The organism is Legionella saoudiensis (genome assembly GCF_001465875.1).
In the GTDB taxonomy this organism is placed as follows: Bacteria; Pseudomonadota; Gammaproteobacteria; order Legionellales; family Legionellaceae; genus Legionella; species Legionella saoudiensis.
Map to the genome: position 1 here is coordinate 1,142,777 of NZ_LN901324.1, position 18,228 is coordinate 1,161,004.

The following is an 18,228-nucleotide window of genomic DNA, read 5'->3' on the forward strand; positions in this document are numbered from 1 at the left end:
ATTAGACTATCACTGAAACATCACTATTCTTCGGAGAGTCCATCTTGGTGACGTTTTTGTTGTTTTAAAAGATAAATCTCTTCGCGATCAATAACTATCCCTTTGGGGGCAGTGATACCAAACTTAATATTGCCCTGCTCATTAGTTATAAATGGGGTAAGTACAATATGTTGATTACTTTTAGTAATAATAATTTTATCCTCGAATTTTACACTCGTGATTTCCATTTTTGTTCTCGCTTAAAATAATTTCCATTAAAGAGGGAGAGGGATTTTATAGAAATACCATCGAATCATCAATCTATAAAAAATAGGACTTCATTTACATTTTCCCTGTTTAGCTCCTGCTTAAGCGAGTAATTAAATAGTAAAGTTACATATAAAAATTACGATAGCTAATAGCTAGTGGTTACATTTATGTATTTTTTTGAAATGACCAATCAATTTTCTTCACTGCGTTAATTTTGTGCTCTGGAGCCAAATGTGCATATCTAAGCGTCATTTGTATATCAGAGTGCCCCAAAAGTTCCCTAACCGTATTTAGGTCAACCCCAGCCATCACTAACTTGCTAGCAAAATGATGTCGTAAGTCATGCCATCGAAATTGGGTTATTTGAGCTTTTTTTAAAATTGAAGACCAGGACTTTTTAACGTTATTAAAAGGTTGGTTATTTTTACTAGGGAAAACTAATTCTGCTTTAAGAGTACTTTTCGTATAAAGTTGTTTCATAATATTCATAGCTTCATCATTTAAGGGAATATAACGAGAATTACTATTTTTTGTGATATCCCCCGATATAACAATCGACCCTTCAGATAGATCCACCATCTCCCAATTCAAATTAAATAGTTCTCCCTGGCGTAAACCTGTGTTAATAGATAGCAATACCATTGGCATTAAATAATCACAAAACTCATCGTCGGTAAACTCGGGTAATAAGGAGTAACCGCGATTTTCTCTCCACTGATTACCATTTTTTCTTTGATGTTTTAATTGATTTTCTCGTTCTAACAATACCTGGCGCAAACGTGTCTCTTCTTCTATAGATAAATACCTTACTTTAGGGGTGCGATCCACCTTGAACAATTTTAAATTTTTTAAAGGACTTTCTTTTATAAATCCCCAATCAGTAGCTTTTATCATAAGTGCTTTCAGTACACCAAGATCTCGATTAAGAGTCGCATGAGAAATACCTTCATTTAATCGTTTAATACGCCACTGCTCTATAACAGCTGGGGTAATTTCCGTAAGTGGTTTTGAAAAGAGTTTATTAAAACATCGAATCATTATAGCCATCGTTTTATCTCCTCTTTTATGATGAGTTAAAACCCAAGGCTTATATTCATTTTCCAAAAACTCTTGTAAGGTTTGAGGCTTATTCCCTCCTCTTTTAGCCTTTGGATCAATGCCTTTATTAAAATTATTTAATATTTCAACTGCTTTTTCACGTGCTTGCGCTGGAGTAAGAACGCCAACAGTCCCTATATTTATTTTCTTTCCTCTTTGGTATTGGCATACATAACGCATCGTTCCAGAAGGAAACACTCTTACGACAAACCCTTTCAAATCAGTATCGTGAACTTCGTACTCTTTCTCTGCCGGAACCAGCTTCTTTATTAGTGTATTATTAATTTTGGCTTTCATTATCAAGCCCCAATTCAAACATAATTTTTTCTTCTAATTGCTCTGCATTTGGTAATGCATCTTTTAATTTTTCAGGTACGTCCTTTGTCAACTGATACCCCGCTACTCCAACAGGCTTATCAATGCCTCTTAATGCATACTCCACATCAAACTTGCTATGCTCACCACATAAAATAATACCAATTGATGGATTTTCATGTGGCTCTTTAACAAAATCATCCAAAAGATTAAGGTAAAAATTCATTTTACCAGCATATTCCGGCTTGAATTTAGAACGTTTAAGTTCTAATGCAACCAGAGCTTGAAGCTTGCGGTGATAAAATAATAAATCGATAAAATATTCTGAATCAGGCGTAACAATGCGATATTGATTACCAATAAAACTAAACCCATACCCAAGCTCTAAAATAACATCTTTAATCTTCTCTACCATCCGATGTTCAATCTCGGTTTCAATCACTGGCTTTGTAATACCTAGCATATCGAACATATAAACATCTTTCATTGATTGGTCTGCTTGCTCGGCTAGATCTTTAGGTAAGGTCACATCAAAATTATGAGTTTTATCAGCCAATCGATGACGCTGATAAGCGTTAGAGTTAATTTGTGCACTTAATGTATCACGCGTCCATGCTTGTTCTTTAGTTGATTTAAGATAATATTGCCGCTCATCATTATCTTTTACCTTATTCATAATGAGCAGGTTTTGCCCCCATGGAATTTCTGCGACAAGCTGTCGCAGATTTGAATGATCTTTGTACTCTAAATAAAAACGTCGCATATCCCATAGATTTCTTGGCGAAAAACCAAATTTTGCATCTGGAAAAATCTTCCGCAAATCTGTAGATAATTTCTCTACAAAAGACTTTCCCCAAGAATGCTCATTTTGGTGTCTCACAATATGCTCTCCAAGCCACCAATAAAGAGAAATTGCTTCTTTATTTACTGATTTAGCCGCGCGGATACGTGTTTGGCGAATTTCATTAGTTACTTGTTCAAGGAAATTTTGATATTCCGGAAGGTGTTGGCTTGATAGTTCATTCATATACAGCTCTCTATCCATAGGTTATTATTTTGTTATTACTTTCTGTTTCCTATAAAACTTAAAAGAGTATACTCTTTTTAAACCAGGGTGCATATAGGGTGCAATTTATTTAAAAAAACACGTACAATAATGTATCCCTATGCAATTAAATTTTTATGGATCCCTTTATTTTAAAGGGCTTAGCTTACATGGACATACATAGTAATATACTGAGACATTTATTAAATCCCCCTCCTAAGGGGCAGGTCGGAGGTTCAAATCCTCTCCGGGACGCCAATGAAATCAATATCTTATATGAAAGCTTTGAATACAATATGGCTTAAATCAAAACTGAATGGATGATATCAATTTAATTGTATACCTAGGGAAGTAAGTGCAAATTTACAAGTGTGGTAATTTAAAAACCACTCTAAAACAAGCCCTTTTTCACAAGCAAATTTATTGAGAGCGGTTTAAAAAAGTTAATACTGGTTCCACCAGAATCATATGGTCTTTTTGCCGCTAAGGTGATTACACCTGCTAGCTAACCTTGCTGCCCTTAAGAGGAGCAGGATTGCTAAATCACACCAGCAAAAGAACTACCGATTGTCATTGAAAAATCCTAGGAAGAGGTTGAGCAGATCATTGCATTGGTACACTCATCAAACTTACCAGAGGGAAACAAAACCTTTTGTCATTGGTGTATTTAACTGGCTTCCTGGCTTCCTGGATTCCGCGCGCATTAGTCGAGCATAAAATACTCAATAACGAGCGCTAGGCCTTTCCCGGACTTATCTCAGGAGAGCCTCCATCCTTTAAGTCTTTCTCTTCTGCGGCTTGATAAAATGTGGGGGCTAACGGTAACGATGTAAATACTTTTGCTTGACTCTCAGCTTGCTTTGCTATTTTCTCACTATAAATGTGATTTAGTATTTCTAGAATGGTTTCCGCGCCTTTATAATACCGGCCAATTCGCTCATGAGCTGATTTATAGGATAGTGTAATCAGACTTAATTCACTTGTTTTTTTCTTGATGTCCTCAGTTACCTCACCTTCTTTTGATAAAGTCTCTATTTCCTGTTGTAGCGTTTTAATATTATGCCCCATCTCCATTAACTCCTCTCCCATAGACGTGCATTTAGTAGAAAGTTTACTAAATAAAGCCTGAAGATATTTAGTAATGGGAACTTCTATCGATTTTAGATTAGGTAGTTCATCAGGAGTTACTACACCTAATAGACGATAAATAGTTCTGGCTTCGGAATCTATCTCAACAAGGAATTCACGGGCTTCCCCCTCTAAGGAAAGTACAGTAAATCCCTCTTCAGATTGATGATTCAATTGAGCTTTTATCCCTATAGTTTCAAGAGCTATCTCTAAAAAATCGCTAGCATAGAGCCCTATTTTGTTCTCTACAATAGGAGCTATATGATGGCCATAGAGTTCAGCCGAGCCCACTTCAAGAGAAAGATACTTAGTAAAATAATAAGCTAATTGAGTAGTTATGGTTTCACTAGCATTGCAACCCGCTACACGCAACATTATTTGATTTGAATCCATTTCCAATACAGGAAATAAACAGATAGTGTCTATTTTAAAAGCCTCTTGCAAAGGATAAGCTAAACGTAAAATTGACCCATTAGAACGATACCCTCGATAAAATTCACTTTCATTCATCAAAATTCTATCAAGATCACTTGGACTAATAAAAAACTCATATTTAATTAGGTCGGTAGCACCTGGTGGCACTCTTTTACTAATATATTCATTATGTTTGGACAATAGTGGGATCCCATACTGTGCACATAACTCAGGAAAAATCTTCATAATTTGGTCAAATTCTTCATTTTCTTCTTTACCAGCTTCCACAGTGATACAGAAATAACCTCCGGGCTTTTGAATACTCGCACTAGGGTAGCTACTGTTTTCATTCATTCCATTGGAAATAGCATCTATAAAATTAGATCCTAAAATTTTATTAAGCTTTTTCATAATATGACCTTTTATTATCTATGTTTAACAAATTACACTGAATGAATGAAATATAGTATAATCTGGGACCATCGTCGCGTTTTGCCGCAGTAAATTTACCAAACAAAGACAGTCAAACGCTGGACGAACTTATGCCGCAAGTCTATAAAACTGTTCGAAGAGGGACTGGTTTCCTGCCTTTAGATGCTGTCCTTTTCGACGCATATGGTGAAGCCTTAAACCTCTTCATGGGTTTTGGAATTTTTTGATGAATATGTGAGCGATTCAATAGAACCTACGCACAGAGATATTCGATATGCATGCGTTTAAAAATATCTACAAGAAGTCAGAGGGCTGACAGAAAACTGGATAAGGAATATAACGACGAGACACCGCTCGATTCGCTAAAAGATTAACACCTTGGGAATATTTAGGTCCTAGAGCTCCAATCATATCATACTTGACGCTGAATCATTTCTTTTTTTCAGGATATCCATAAACTCTTGACGGAGGGTATTGGCTGCCATTATATCTATTACGGAGCGCTAAGCCAGTTATGTAGAACGTTTGATTAACTTTTCGTTAATTTGTTCTGAGGTTGGTTCTCTAATTTTCGAAACCATCTTTAAGCGTGCAAGCGCTTTGATAACCATAAATGAAAAATCGATTTGTCCTTTTTTCAATCCATGTTTCGCGGAAAAAGGGAACGCATGGTGCCCATTGTGCCAACCTTCGCCCAGAGCTAAGATGGCGAACAACCAATTATTCCTGCTATTATCGTTTCCTGCAAAATCCTGTTTACCCCAGACATGGCAAACCGAATTTATAGCCCAAGTGACGTGCTGTTGTAAAAAAACACGTACAAAACCACAGACAATAACTCCTTCAAAAAAATGATACCAGCTTAGATAAAACAAGCCATTTATAATGCCAGGAATTAATAAACCACTTAAGGCTATGATATTGTAATAGCGATTAATGATCCTGATGTCTTTATCTTTAATAAGATCCCGTACATAAAAATTCCAATCTTCTAATTGATGATTTATCATCCAACTCATGTGCGCATGCACAACGCCACGCCAAGAAAATTTTCCATTTATAAGAGGAGAATGAGGATCGGCTTCTTGTTCGGTGTATTTATGATGTCGACGGTGCACAGCAACCCAAAACAACGGAGGGCCTTCGTAAGACATACAACCTAAGCATACTAAGATTATTTTGGGTATGCGGTTTGCTTTAAAAGAACGATGAGTGAGTAACCTATGGTAACCTACTGTTACGCCAATAACCGTAGCACAATAACAAGTAACAAGTAACATTAAGGTAAATAAGCGGATATGAAAAAGAGCTCCTGAAAATATACTGTATAAAGTTATAACAAAGGGAACAACAATAATCAAAAAGCCGTATCTTTTTTCTTGTTTTGTTAATTCTCTACTAATTTTATATTCACTTACTAGCATAATACTTATCCTGACAAAGCGTATCCAGATATTATAGACCAATTATTGATCATAATGCCTGGTTTTATAACCATTAAGATAACTTTTACAAAGTAAGAAAAAAATTTTTATCGAATTTTAGGCTGCAAGCAGTTCAATACAGCGGCATTTGAAATTTCTATAGCCGATTGAAATCGACTTCTTCGTTGTTGAGCTGGTTTAGTTAGGTATAGCTTTTTGGGTTTCATTGATATGTTAAGTTAAAAAAGCCCATTTTAAAACGGGCTTTTTCAATTATCCTCTTATGTCATTAACAAAAGTTGTATAATCTTGAGGTGTTCCAATCATTACTGTAGTCTGCCCTTGAGTACTAATATAAATAATTGTCGGCGTTCCAATAATGCCTGTATATCGGATAAAAGCCTGCTCATTCTCATTTAATGAGCGAATTGCATAATTTGACGGATTAGTAGATGGTGGAATACCTCCGCTTTCATTAACTGTATTAAAATTATCTTCATTATAAGCAAAAGCACCCGCAGCTGTAGCAGGATAACCAGACCCAGATGGGACTCTCCCATCAAGAATAGACCAAACTTTTCCTTGGGATGAAGGTTGTAAGAAGCTAACTAAAATCCAATGAATTGATACTTGTCCATTAATGACATAAGGCTGCATGCTCTCGTAAAACTCATGACAAATAGAGCAGTTTGGTTCACCAAAAACATAAATTGTCTTTGGAGCACTCGGGTTTCCTTGAACAAAGGACGCTAAGGAACGCACTACTTCATAGGAAATATTAGAAGGAACCTGGCTGTTATTTCCGTAACTATTTTCAGGCAAATTGCTAATATAGTCTAGAAAAGTCCACGCTTGCGAGGATGGTGGTGGTGTTACCTGAATAGTTTGACCTCCAACTACGGCATAGCGTTGGAATTGATCAATAAAGACTATTTGTTTGTCTGCTGTTTGATAGGCTAATAGATTAGCGATATCGTTAGAGGAGCCAGGAGACGTAAATGGCTGATAAGGAGGAGTTATTGGAATTCTTGTCGAACTGCTTAACAGTAAGGTAATCTCTGCTGGGTTCCTTATAATTTTTCCTTCAATAATGATGAATTGGCCATTTACATCCACGACTCCTTTCTGAGAAGCCCAATGAGACTCTGAAGGGAAAATGACTTCGTACTTTAGTAAGTCACCGAAGTAAGGGTTTAAGACCACTTCTGGTTGAGCAAAAAAAACACTCCCATAGAATGCTCTTACACTTACTTCAGCAGGTAAGAGTATTTTTATATCTAAAATATCGCTCGGATTTGGCTGATAACATTGGTTAGAATTTCCCTGAGAACACAGTATAGGGCCACCCTTAATATTTCTAGTTAATCCCATATTTACATCTAATGTCAAAGTACAGGATTGATAGGCACTTAAAGGAAAAGAGCACCCTGAGGCAATAATACCCTGTATAGGTTTTATCTGTAGAGCATGCGGCTTTCGTGATTGATTAGTCACTATATACTTCACTTGTGCAGTATCTGTTGTCCTTATCTGGATTTTGGGTGGAAATCCTGGGACAGGTGTTATAGTCCATAAAGGAGTTCCAGCATACGCTACAAAAGTATAAAAAATGCTAAGGTTAATGCCTATTTGCTTCACTAAACGAGTCCACTTCATGTTGATATCCTTATTCTAGGTAAGTGAGATTAAATATCAATGCATTTGCCTGTATCCCGACCAACACTCCTTTTCCACACTCTCCTAAATGGGTTGCATGCTAAAAAAGTACTACCCCAGGATACAGCGGTTCTATAGGCTCCATCGTGCCTCCTAAGGCACTTCGAGCAGCAATGCTCGTTGACAATTCAAGTATTAAAGAAGGAAAAGACGGTTTCCTATAAAAATAAATTCCCTTATAAATTTAAAGGCTTAAGAGCGTACACCAATTCATTGATATATTCTATGGAAATTAAAAAAATTTGCATTAATGGAAATACAAAAATTGAAACCTAAGGAGCCAGAAAATCTTTGACGTACAATATTACCATTGTAGGAACTGTTAACTGTATTATGGTCTCTGTGTGAACAAACAACAAATATTAGAAATATAAAATAGGCACAAAACATTTTTAGTGCGTTTTATATTTATTAAGAACTGAATTAAAGGAATGCTCTTTGCTTTAGAGTACAATCAAGTTTTCACTCCCATGTATGGATCTCACCGGTTTTGCAAGACGTAATTTAAAATTTTAACAATTTACCTGAAAAAAATAATTTTAAGTTGGCGGTGTCTCTCAAAATTATTACATTTCTCTTGATTCCAATTTAGTGGTTGAATATAATTCGATTTAATTATTAAAAGAACATTTGAGAGAGTATTGTGAAAAGATTTTTTTCTTGCTTTAAAGGAAATCCCCCCACCACGGTCCCTGCTAAAAATAAAAAAAGAAGGGTCGACAGCAAAGAATCACTCTCTCATATTGAATCAGGAACCCACAGTGAAATAGTAACCGATCCCGAAATAATGCGTGAATTAGAAAATTCTTCCTCTGGGTATTGGTCAGTACCTTCCTGTTAATTGGTATCAAAATGGCGCTGCCAAACTAGCTTTGCAACCAAAGAACGCCACCTCATCAAATTTAGACGCAAAGTAATTTAGAATTCGCCACCATTCAAATTCTTTGCGTCTACAATTTGGCAAAAACTCTTAACTTACGTTACCGTAAGTTAAGTTAACGACGCCCAGGCAGGCACCAGATAGATTCCCTGGTTTTCTTAAAATAACAGAACGGCTTGACGACGAATTATCTTATTGCCATTATGAGCTTGATATGCCCGCAAAAATAATTTAACCGATATTGGCATCATAAGGATGAGTAATGCAACAAGCAGATTCTATTTGGGTTATAACCTTTGTAATTATCGCTGGGGCTCTTCAAGCATGGGGGCCCCCTATGAACGGTGCACTAAATAAGGCATTAGTAAATCCTTGGCTTGCTAGTTTAGTTTCATTTTTACCGATTATTTGCCTACTTTTTTGTTTATTTCTATGCTCCCCTCTACCATTACCTAATTTAAATGATATAAAGACGATGCCATGGTGGGCTCCCCTCGGAGGAGTAGCTGGAGCTTTTGCTGTCATAGGTGGGTTGCTTTATGTTCATAAGATAGGAGCAGGTACATTTGCTGGATTAACCATAACCGCTAATATAATTATGTCTTTACTTATAGATAAATTTGGTTTGTTTGGCATGCAACCCCATGAACTAAACACGGGTAGAGTTATAGGCGGATTTTTTATGATAGTAGGAATTACCTTAATATCAATGTATTAAATAAAATTTGGTTGAGAATTCCGAACAATTAGAATCCCTATGCAATGACCTTGCTCGCTAAACTAATACTGCCTCTAATCAGGAGTTGTATTTCAATAATTTGTCGCTGCAACAAGATTCTTTGAGCTTATAATTGGGGTTCAACATCTTTAATGCAAAATGGTTTGCTATAATACAAATAAAATAACTATAAACAGTAGATCTGGCCTTCTTTATTCTATTTATTATAAATGAGCATATTGAGGACTATTTAGACTTAAATTTAAAGTCTGATTAGCACATTTTAACCTACCCTTTTCTAGGTTATATAAAGGCTCTCTAGCTATCGTCATTAATAGTTTTTTGGGCTCCGTTGCAAAAACGAATGATAGTTTATACTTGCAGGTAAAACTATTAAACGGGATCCCAGATGCGCTCAACGAAACCAGCAGCCTTTAAGTGGCGTCACTTTCATGGTGAAGTAATCCTACAATGTGTTCGCTGGTATTGTAAATATGGAATCAGCTATCGTGACCTTGAGGAAATGATGGCGGAGCGTGGCCTTGAAATAGACCATACAACCCTGTATCGCTGGGTTCAGCATTATGCCCCTGAGTTAAAGAAGCGTCTTGACTGGCATAAGAAACCTATATCAAGATAAAAGGCGAATGGAAATACCTGTATCGTGCAATCGATGAACGGGGCAATACCATAGATTCTTACCTTTCTCATCGCAGGAATGTAAAGGCCGCCAAACGCTTCTTGAAGAAGCTCATCAAGTCTAATCCCACCTGTGATGTCCGTGTCATCAATACTGACAAAAATCCAGCCTATGGTCAGGCCATTAAAGAACTAAAGCAGGAAGGAAGTCTGGCCTCAGGCGTCAGCCATCTACAGATAAAATACCGCAATAATCGGCTCGAAGCTGATCATGGTAAGCTCAAACGCCTCATCAATCCCGTCAGGGGATTTCAATCAATAAAAACCGCCTGCAACCATCAGAGGCTTTGAAATCATGCGTATGTTTAAAAAGGACAGTTTAATATCTGGATGTATGGTACCCGTACTGAAATCTCATTTATTAATGAACAATTTGGATTATATTGCTGAACCATTAAACTTATTTGCAACGGAGCCCTCTGCAGAACTAATTGAGAATAGCTGGCAAAAGTTCGTGACGGGCCTATTAAACTTATCGTTGGTTCACCAGGTCAATAAAAGCTCATGGAGTCGCCTATTACTGGGAAGCCGCAAAATGGGCTTTCTAAGGCAGCGTCTATTGCCTGTAGTTTTCTTTGACGACTGGTTTCCATAAAAAGAAGACTCCCCGTCTCTAATAGATTAGTCAATATAACTAACAGCCCTAATCCGGTGGCAGCCATAACAATATTAGCTAAAATAGGCTTCCACTGTGCTCGATGATTTCCCATATTTTCGTAACTTTCTTTAAGCGTAGCTTTAAAATCCGCTTTAATAGCACTTAATGAGGATATCCCTTCATGCTTAAAATAATACTCGGAAAATGATGTGGTTAATGCCTTTAGTTTTTCCGCCTGTTGAAGAACATAAGCTCCTTCTGGTGCGCCCGCCTTTACTAACTCATTGCCATAATCCAAGAAAGAACGAATTTTATCATGTAAATTACTAAGTTTTTCATACCTTAATAGCGCATCTGCGTCTCTATTTACCAAACCATTCTGCCGCATCAACTTTATTTTTTCGGTAGGTATACGATTATTATAATTGGAATTGCATAGAATATGAAGGATTTCTAGATTCTGATTGCGCGGAGTGATTGCTTTTTCTAAAACTTCTATTAATAGCTCGGAAGAGGGTTGGTTCTGATGAGAAATCTCGCAAATAGTTTTAATTTTCAACCATGGAAGATTATAATCCCCCTTCCGCAACAGATTACTTAAAAGTTCTTCAAATGCCATTTTGGTAGGTCTATTGGCTGTGCTCATTTTGCAGAAGAACTCTAAAATAGATTGTGCTTCCTCTGGGTTTTGATACGACTCACAAGTATTTTTTAACGCTCTATCTATATACTTTTCCGCAACATTCATTTTGCAAAAAAACTCAACTACCGGTAAACCAGCATAACAAGCTGCTTCTTCCAACGCTTCTCCCAGTATTTCGGGAGTTACTTCAATATTTTCTATAATAAATTGAATGATCGATAAATTACCAGTTTGGGCAGCAGTGGGTAGTAGGTGTGGATCAGCATCAAAATCGATGTGTTTCTCCTTCATATAGCGAAGTACATGTAAGCGCTCAGATTCAACGGCTCTCATTAATGCTCTCTGCGCTGTCTTTTGTGTGAGCTCTTTTCGTTTTTCTAGAAAGCACATAATATGTACATGTCCATAAAAAGCAGCGTCCACATAGAGCTCGTCAATAATTTCTGAGCTAAATTGAAATTTATCCATTAAAAACTGTACTACATTTAAATGGCCATACCTTCCAGCTTGCTTCAGGCCTGGATTCATAATTTCGCTAGTTTTTGATAACATATCACAAAAATAAGCAACAATCTCGATTTCACCCCTGGCGATTGCTTCTAATAAAGCAATGTCCATATCTTCTGCAGCGGCTTTCAAATGCTCTCTCTGGCCACAAATTTTTTGAATCTCGTGTATATTTCTTTTTAAAACCGCTGTGATTAATGCAGGTAAAGGAGCGCTTTCAAGAGGAAAATGCTGTAGCCTCTTGAAAAGTCTATTAAATACAGAAGCCTCTACTTCCCCATTAGTGCGTGCAAGTAACTCTTGACATACATCCCAACGCTTAAATGTGGCGGCAACCTCGAGAGCTTTTTTATAATTAAAAGATTGTGACTTGTCTAAATGATCTTTAATTAAACTAAGGGGGGAACAAATAATAAGCCATTGTTCCTCTGAGTAACCTAATGCTCTGTATAGTTCTTTTTTCTCAAACAACTTGTGCCGTAAGTTATCATCAAGATCTCCCTCCACTAACCAGGATAACGAAGAGCGGCCTCTTGCATCTGTTAATCTTAAATCGGCTGCAGTAAGCTCGTCGACAAATGAAGGGTCTCTTGCTTTAATTCTAGAAAACAAAATACGGTGCTCTGTAGAGAGATGCGCATAATTTTCTCTGTAAGATTGTAAAAAAGCTTCATAACTGTTTTGGTTTTCCTGTCGAGGATGAAAAGGAAAATGCTGATGGAGCTTATTTTCCCAGAAATTTTCGTTTTTTAAAATGTTATGAAACCTTCTATCCACTACAGATAAAGCTAGAATATCTTCCATCTTTAGAAAGCTGAGTACATCAAACAACATGGGCATAGGGAGATCAGTGATATTTTTTGTTGCCATTTGAGCTTTTTGATTATTTGTCATTTAATTTTCTTAAACAGAGTTGATATAGGCGTTTGTCTTGGACATATCAGAGAGTTTACGTTACATGTATGACTAATAGTTGTAAAAAACGCCAAATTCATTCTTGTCGAAAATAGGAAAGCCAAGTCCCACTAAGACATGGATGAATAATTAAAAGTCATAAAGTACCAAATAATGCCATATTATTGTATAACCGTCAACTTAACTTTTGCTGATGCAAGCAAGAAGAGGTTTTATCCAGATGGCACCATATTTATTGCAAAGGTAGAGAGAAATTTGATTTTTATCTAATTCGTGACAAAACAGCACAAGCAAAAACCATTCCTCCCGCAACATTCATCGTATTCCTGACCATTGCCCTCATTCTTGGAAAAAGATACGTTATTTACATGAGAACCTAGAAGCTCGTCCAACTTTAGCAGAGGTACAAAACATCCTTATAAATGTAGAAGTTGTGGCACCACTTAAAGAAGAGTCTTTATGGTGGTCGCGCAAAGAACCTCACCTTAAATAAACAAACAAATAATCAGGTATCTACTAAAAGACTAAATCAGGAGGTAGAAGCATCTGCTGAGGAAAAAGAGGAAGAAACCCCTCGTAAATTAGTAAAAGAAAATCCTATAAATAGCATGGTTTTTTAAGTTTACTTAAACATTGATGCTGACATAAAGAAGCGATTAAATTGCAGGCCTATATGTAAGTCCCTTATTCTTTTTTTAATATTGCTCCTCAATCCAAAGAATGACGCTATAAATGACTCAGAAAGTTTACTATTAGTTCTTTAGGCTTTAATAATTCCTCATAAAATTCCTCATAGGTTTTAAGGTTAGAAATAAATTAACCAATTAGGCCTTCAGCCAAGTTTTTATAAAATCCTTCTTCTGAGAAGGAGATAGCTCACTCCATTATACAATTAATGCTTGATTATATATCGATGCGACATATTCATAGCGATGCTCGGAAACGTAGCCTAATTTTGCGAGCATTCCAAATTTTCCAATGCCACCCCTGCAGCACCATATAGCTCCAGGGGACGGCTTAGATTAACCCAATTAATTAAAATGATAGGTAATGCTGGCAGAAAACTCATTTAAGTTAATATTTTTTGATCTCACTGGCTGTACGGTGCCTGAATCATTTAATACCGTGTCTCTGTAATGCGTACCAGTTTGCAAAGGCCCGGCACCTACAAAGCGATAGGAAAAGCCCAAACTAAAATTTTTATTAAAAAAGTAATCCGCTCCTAAACCAGCATCCCAAGCGAAATTAGTAGAGGTATGTCCATCTACCACGGTGTTAAAACTTTGGACTGGATTTACATAGGTCGGAACATCAAAATCTGCAAAGCTGCCAATTTTATTACTCGATACGCCAATACCTCCTTTGACAAAAGGTACAAATCCACCCCAATCTACAGTGGGTTTTAAAATTAAATCTACCAAATAAGTTTGGATTTTTATCCCTCTGGCCTCGTAAGTTTCAAAGGGGTCGTTTGAAAAATCAGCGCCACTATTTCCATCTATGCGCCATGAATAACCACTACGATAAGCATAACCAAATTGTAAACTTACATTTTGATTCCAATCATAGCCAACAAAAGCCCCTACGAAGCCAGCAGTACCAATATCACGATTAAATGTTGCATTGGGGAGGGGATGGAAGCTTGTTACATTAATCACGACAACAGGCTCAAGATGTGCTTCTGTCGATACAGAACCACCACCTTCTACACCCAAATAAAAAGAGTGTTTGACCGTATCACTCCCCATAGTTCCTGCAAAAATAGAGCTGCTCATGGTAGTAAAAAGACAGGCCGTCAGAATATTTAATTTAAAAAACATAACAATCCTTATTATGATGGTAGAAAAATATTACAATATAATCATTAGGATATAACAATAGTATTATCGATGGCTAGTTCTATATCTAAATGCTTCTTTAAAAGGAAAAGGTTATTATTTAATCCAATTGGTTGATTATATATCTTTGCGATATAATCTGGCACACCAAATTTTCCAGGAAGTATATGTTAACCTGTGAATTTTCTTCATCTAATGTATTGCAGACTATATTTAGCTTCCTTAGCAATAGAGACAATTTATCGCTTGCTTTGGCAGCAAAAAGCCTTCAAAAAGAATTGAATTCAGCGCCTTTCGCTATGCGCTCTATTACTCAATCTAAGAGGCTCCATGAATTAACCATTCAAATGAGGAGTTTGGAAAATGACGACGAAATATATAATTTATATTATAAGATATGTAGCGAGGAGTTTTCTGAATACCAGGACATTTCTTTAGATTTACGTTTCTGGAAAATCACCACATTACAAGCATTAAGAGATGGAGTAGTTAATTTAGAGGAGGTGTTGGATTTCCTGAAGCATCAAAAAGAGCCTTCATTAGAAATCAGGATACATTTCATAAGAAAGATAAAAGAGTTTGGCGTGAAAGTGCCCACGTCAGAGGTTCTGAGACTTCCTAAAAGCCAGTTATATCTTTTTGCCGAGAATAATGTGCTTCAGGCTCTAAAGAGTAACTGGATTTCCTTGCAAGAAATCCAGAGAATTCCAACTCCCGTTTTGCAGGTTATTTTTAGTGGCAACAATGGTATGTTGGCATTGGAAAAAGGTTTATTAGATATGCATTTGTTAATCAGTCATGATTGGCAATTTTTACGCGAAGACGTCGAGTTTGATAGGACGAATGAGGCATTAAACCTAAGAAATTTATTTTGCGGCAATCCTTTTAAAGCATTAGATGAGGGTTTAATAACAATGAGGGATGTTTTATCTATGCCATTCTCGAGTTTTACTGACATTCTTGTTTCCGATTCTGAAGTTATAAGCTTACTGAGAGAAAAGAAAATTTCTTGTCAAGACATGCAGGATAAACCCTCTAGTCATGAAATTACTAAGTTTATCAACCTAAGAAAACCATTTATGTACTTCCGCTTTGTGAAAAACGCGGAGATTGCCATTGAAAAACCAGATTATTTTAATCCATTTCAGAAATATTTTTTTATGTATCGCCCATTAAACGAAGTTGCTGATTTTTTCGCAAATACCAATGTGTTGTATTTAGAAAGTACGGCTTTATCAAGATTATCTACAGAAATAAGGGAGCTTATTGGTAGATATTTTCCAATTTTTGAAAATTTTGCATTAGTCGATGTAAATTATGAAGTGGTGGAATCTTGTCATCCGGTGACCCGAGTGAATTTTGCACGACAATTTAATATTGGCAAACACAGTGTACCTTCGTTGTCAGCCCAAACTACTTTTTTTGTACAGCAAAATCGATTACTGGGCTCCTCTACCAAATCTAATGACACAGAGAATGTTTTGGAAAACTGTAAAGATAATTATTTTCACAAACTGATTTAGACCAGGTAAGAATAATTCAAATTCACTGAATTAATCTTACCCTTGCCTTAATTTTGGGTGCCTTGCAAAGAGAGAAAAAGAGAAATGCCCAGCAGATGAGGTACTTGAACTCCTAGTCATGGATAGATTGGTGCCTAAGTCTTATTACTCTCCTGAAAGTACTGACGTGGTTTAATAGATTTGACCACTCCAGTTAAGAGATAATGGACTTAACTGGAGAAAGTAATGACGATAAGAAAGAAATACCCGAAAGAATTTAAAATGGATGCAATTAGAACAAGGTTATGGAGTAACAGAAGCAGCAAATAACTTAGGTATTGCTCAAGCGCTACTAAGTCGCTGGATAAAGGAACACAAAGAACAAGATGGGCAAGCATTTCGAGGAAATGGCAAGTTAACAGCAGAACAATTAGAGATACGTCGCCTGCAGGAAGAAAATAAACGCCTGAAAATGGAAAAGGAAATTTTAAAAAAGGCGGCGGCAGATTCAACCGTTCATTGCAACACCTAATTTGTTATAGTTAACTTTTTAGGAGTGGCGATGATATATACGGTATCAAAACGGAGTTTTACAGAGTACCAGCAAAGCGCGATTTGGTCATTATGGTCTCAAGGAAAGTCTCCTAGTAAAATCGGAAGACAGCTTAACAAGCATGCAGGATCAATTTTTTTGTTTTCTACAAAAATATGGAGGTATAAAACCTGCTAAATCTATTCGCTCCAAACGAGCATTAACTTTGTCTGAACGTGAGGAAATATCTCGAGGTTTATCGGCAAATTTATCTATCAGGAATATTGCAAAAACATTAAATCGCTAACCGTCCACTATATCTCGATAAATTGGCCGTAATGGAGGGATTTTAAAATATCGAGCTATATTAGCGGATAAACAAACGTGGATAAGAGCAAAACGTCCTAAGAAATCCAAGCTTCAAATCAATATCCCATGGAATGATATAATTGCAGATAAACATTCAAACAAGTGTTCACCGGAACAAATATCTGGTTATCTTAAACGTACCTATCCGAATGATACTGCTATGAATATTTCTCATGAATCTATTTATAAAACACTTTATGTTCAATCTCGGGGCCACCTAAAAAAAGAACTATTGAAGCATCTTCAGACACAGAGAGTGATGCTCATCAATTGTAAGCACGCCCTTTTCGTCAACAAGAGTTAAATTATTTTTTGCTTTGATTAAGATTCAATGCTATTTTTTAAAGCCGATTTAAGCAATCGATTTTTTTGAATTAATCTTACCGGAGAGGATAACTCAAGGAGAGCCCTATGAATGCTAAACTTCATTCGATATATGCAATTTTTTTATTAGCTGGATATACTACCTACACACACGCAGACAATTCCTTTAATTCTGTAATTCCAGCAGGAGCAACTTGGAATTATGTTCTTGCTGAAACACCTCAACTTAAAACATCACCTATAGCTCAAGTCTATGATATTGACGGTTTTGATAATACTGCAAACGTGGTTGATATCATCCATTCTGCTGGTGCTAAAGTCATTTGCTATATCAGTGCAGGAACTTCTGAAAATTGGCGCTCTGATTACAACAAATTCCCATCTTCAGTACAGGGTAAAAATGTAGATGGATGGAAAGGTGAAAAATGGCTAGATGTCCGCCAACTATCTACTCTTTTACCTATCATGGAAGCTCGCGTGGCTATGTGTCAAAGTAAAGGATTTGATGCTGTAGAGTTTGATAATGTTGATGGATACACCAACAAAACTGGCTTTAACATCTCAGCTCAAGACCAAATTAATTACAATATAGCGCTTGCTAATTTAGCTCATAAATACAATTTAGCTGCAGCATTGAAAAATGATGTAGCTCAAACCAATCAACTGGAAGAAAGCTTCGACCTGGCTATTAACGAACAATGCTACCAATATGACGAATGCTCCTCTTTAGCCCCTTTCTATAAAGCAGGGAAAGCCGTGCTTAATGTGGAGTACAAAAAGAAACACATTAACTGTTCTGACGCTAAGAAAAAAGGGATTAGCTCCACCTATAAAACCCTTGATTTAGACGAAACCCCTTTCGTTCCCTGTAAATAGTTCATA

General features: G+C 36.5%; 13 protein-coding genes and 2 pseudogenes. 7 read left to right on the forward strand and 8 right to left on the reverse strand.

The features are described from left to right. Positions 1-23: 23 nt before the first annotated feature. The 6 genes from BN3124_RS13925 to BN3124_RS13950 form a co-directional block, all read right to left on the reverse strand. Positions 24-227, reverse strand: coding sequence for a carbon storage regulator (locus BN3124_RS13925; protein WP_058535380.1), 204 nt, complete (start codon positions 225-227; stop codon positions 24-26). Positions 228-414: 187 nt separating this feature from the next. Then, positions 415-1,644 (reverse strand): site-specific integrase, encoded by a 1,230-nt coding sequence (locus tag BN3124_RS13930; RefSeq protein WP_058535381.1) that lies wholly within the window; start codon positions 1,642-1,644, stop codon positions 415-417. Then, on the reverse strand, positions 1,628-2,689 hold the full coding sequence (locus tag BN3124_RS13935) for a PDDEXK nuclease domain-containing protein (RefSeq protein ID WP_058535382.1): 1,062 nt from the start codon (positions 2,687-2,689) through the stop codon (positions 1,628-1,630). Before BN3124_RS13935 ends, BN3124_RS13930 begins: the two co-directional genes overlap by 17 nt. Positions 2,690-3,442: 753 nt before the next feature. Then, the gene (locus BN3124_RS13940; protein ID WP_058535383.1) at positions 3,443-4,660 is read right to left on the reverse strand and encodes a hypothetical protein; all 1,218 of its coding nucleotides are present in this window, start codon (positions 4,658-4,660) and stop codon (positions 3,443-3,445) included. Positions 4,661-5,193: 533 nt separating this feature from the next. After that, complete coding sequence (locus BN3124_RS13945; RefSeq protein WP_058535384.1) at positions 5,194-6,105, reverse strand: acyl-CoA desaturase; 912 nt, start codon at positions 6,103-6,105, stop codon at positions 5,194-5,196. A 273-nt stretch (positions 6,106-6,378) separates the two neighbouring features. Further along, complete coding sequence (locus BN3124_RS13950) at positions 6,379-7,761, reverse strand: thioredoxin fold domain-containing protein (protein ID WP_058535385.1); 1,383 nt, start codon at positions 7,759-7,761, stop codon at positions 6,379-6,381. A 703-nt stretch (positions 7,762-8,464) separates the two neighbouring features. Here BN3124_RS13950 and BN3124_RS17025 point away from each other — a divergent pair. From BN3124_RS17025 to BN3124_RS13960, 3 genes and pseudogenes are all read left to right on the forward strand, one after another. After that, a complete protein-coding gene (locus BN3124_RS17025; protein ID WP_149865276.1) occupies positions 8,465-8,662 on the forward strand; it encodes a hypothetical protein in 198 nt (65 codons plus the stop codon). Positions 8,663-8,963: 301 nt separating this feature from the next. Next, the gene (locus tag BN3124_RS13955) at positions 8,964-9,419 is read left to right on the forward strand and encodes a DMT family transporter (RefSeq protein ID WP_058535386.1); all 456 of its coding nucleotides are present in this window, start codon (positions 8,964-8,966) and stop codon (positions 9,417-9,419) included. A 409-nt stretch (positions 9,420-9,828) separates the two neighbouring features. Then, positions 9,829-10,508, forward strand: a pseudogene (locus BN3124_RS13960) (IS6 family transposase). Positions 10,509-10,609: 101 nt separating this feature from the next. Here BN3124_RS13960 and BN3124_RS13965 read toward each other — a convergent pair. Continuing rightward, positions 10,610-12,760 carry an F-box protein gene (locus BN3124_RS13965; RefSeq protein WP_058535387.1) on the reverse strand — a complete coding sequence of 717 codons (2,151 nt, stop codon included), beginning with the start codon at positions 12,758-12,760 and terminating at the stop codon, positions 10,610-10,612. A 1,052-nt stretch (positions 12,761-13,812) separates the two neighbouring features. Next, on the reverse strand, positions 13,813-14,601 hold the full coding sequence (locus tag BN3124_RS13975; protein ID WP_058535389.1) for an outer membrane protein: 789 nt from the start codon (positions 14,599-14,601) through the stop codon (positions 13,813-13,815). A gap of 185 nt (positions 14,602-14,786) precedes the next feature. On the opposite strand from BN3124_RS13975, the gene BN3124_RS13980 reads away from it, so the two are divergent. From BN3124_RS13980 to BN3124_RS13995, 4 genes and pseudogenes are all read left to right on the forward strand, one after another. After that, a complete protein-coding gene (locus BN3124_RS13980) occupies positions 14,787-16,142 on the forward strand; it encodes a hypothetical protein (protein ID WP_058535390.1) in 1,356 nt (451 codons plus the stop codon). Positions 16,143-16,367: 225 nt separating this feature from the next. Next, positions 16,368-16,620, forward strand: a pseudogene (locus BN3124_RS13985) (transposase); the annotation flags it as partial. A 175-nt stretch (positions 16,621-16,795) separates the two neighbouring features. Next, on the forward strand, positions 16,796-16,960 hold the full coding sequence (locus BN3124_RS17585) for a helix-turn-helix domain-containing protein (RefSeq protein WP_078061570.1): 165 nt from the start codon (positions 16,796-16,798) through the stop codon (positions 16,958-16,960). A 473-nt stretch (positions 16,961-17,433) separates the two neighbouring features. Further along, positions 17,434-18,222, forward strand: a complete 789-nt coding sequence (locus BN3124_RS13995) for an endo alpha-1,4 polygalactosaminidase (RefSeq protein WP_058535391.1) — start codon at positions 17,434-17,436, stop codon at positions 18,220-18,222. Positions 18,223-18,228: the final 6 nt, after the last annotated feature.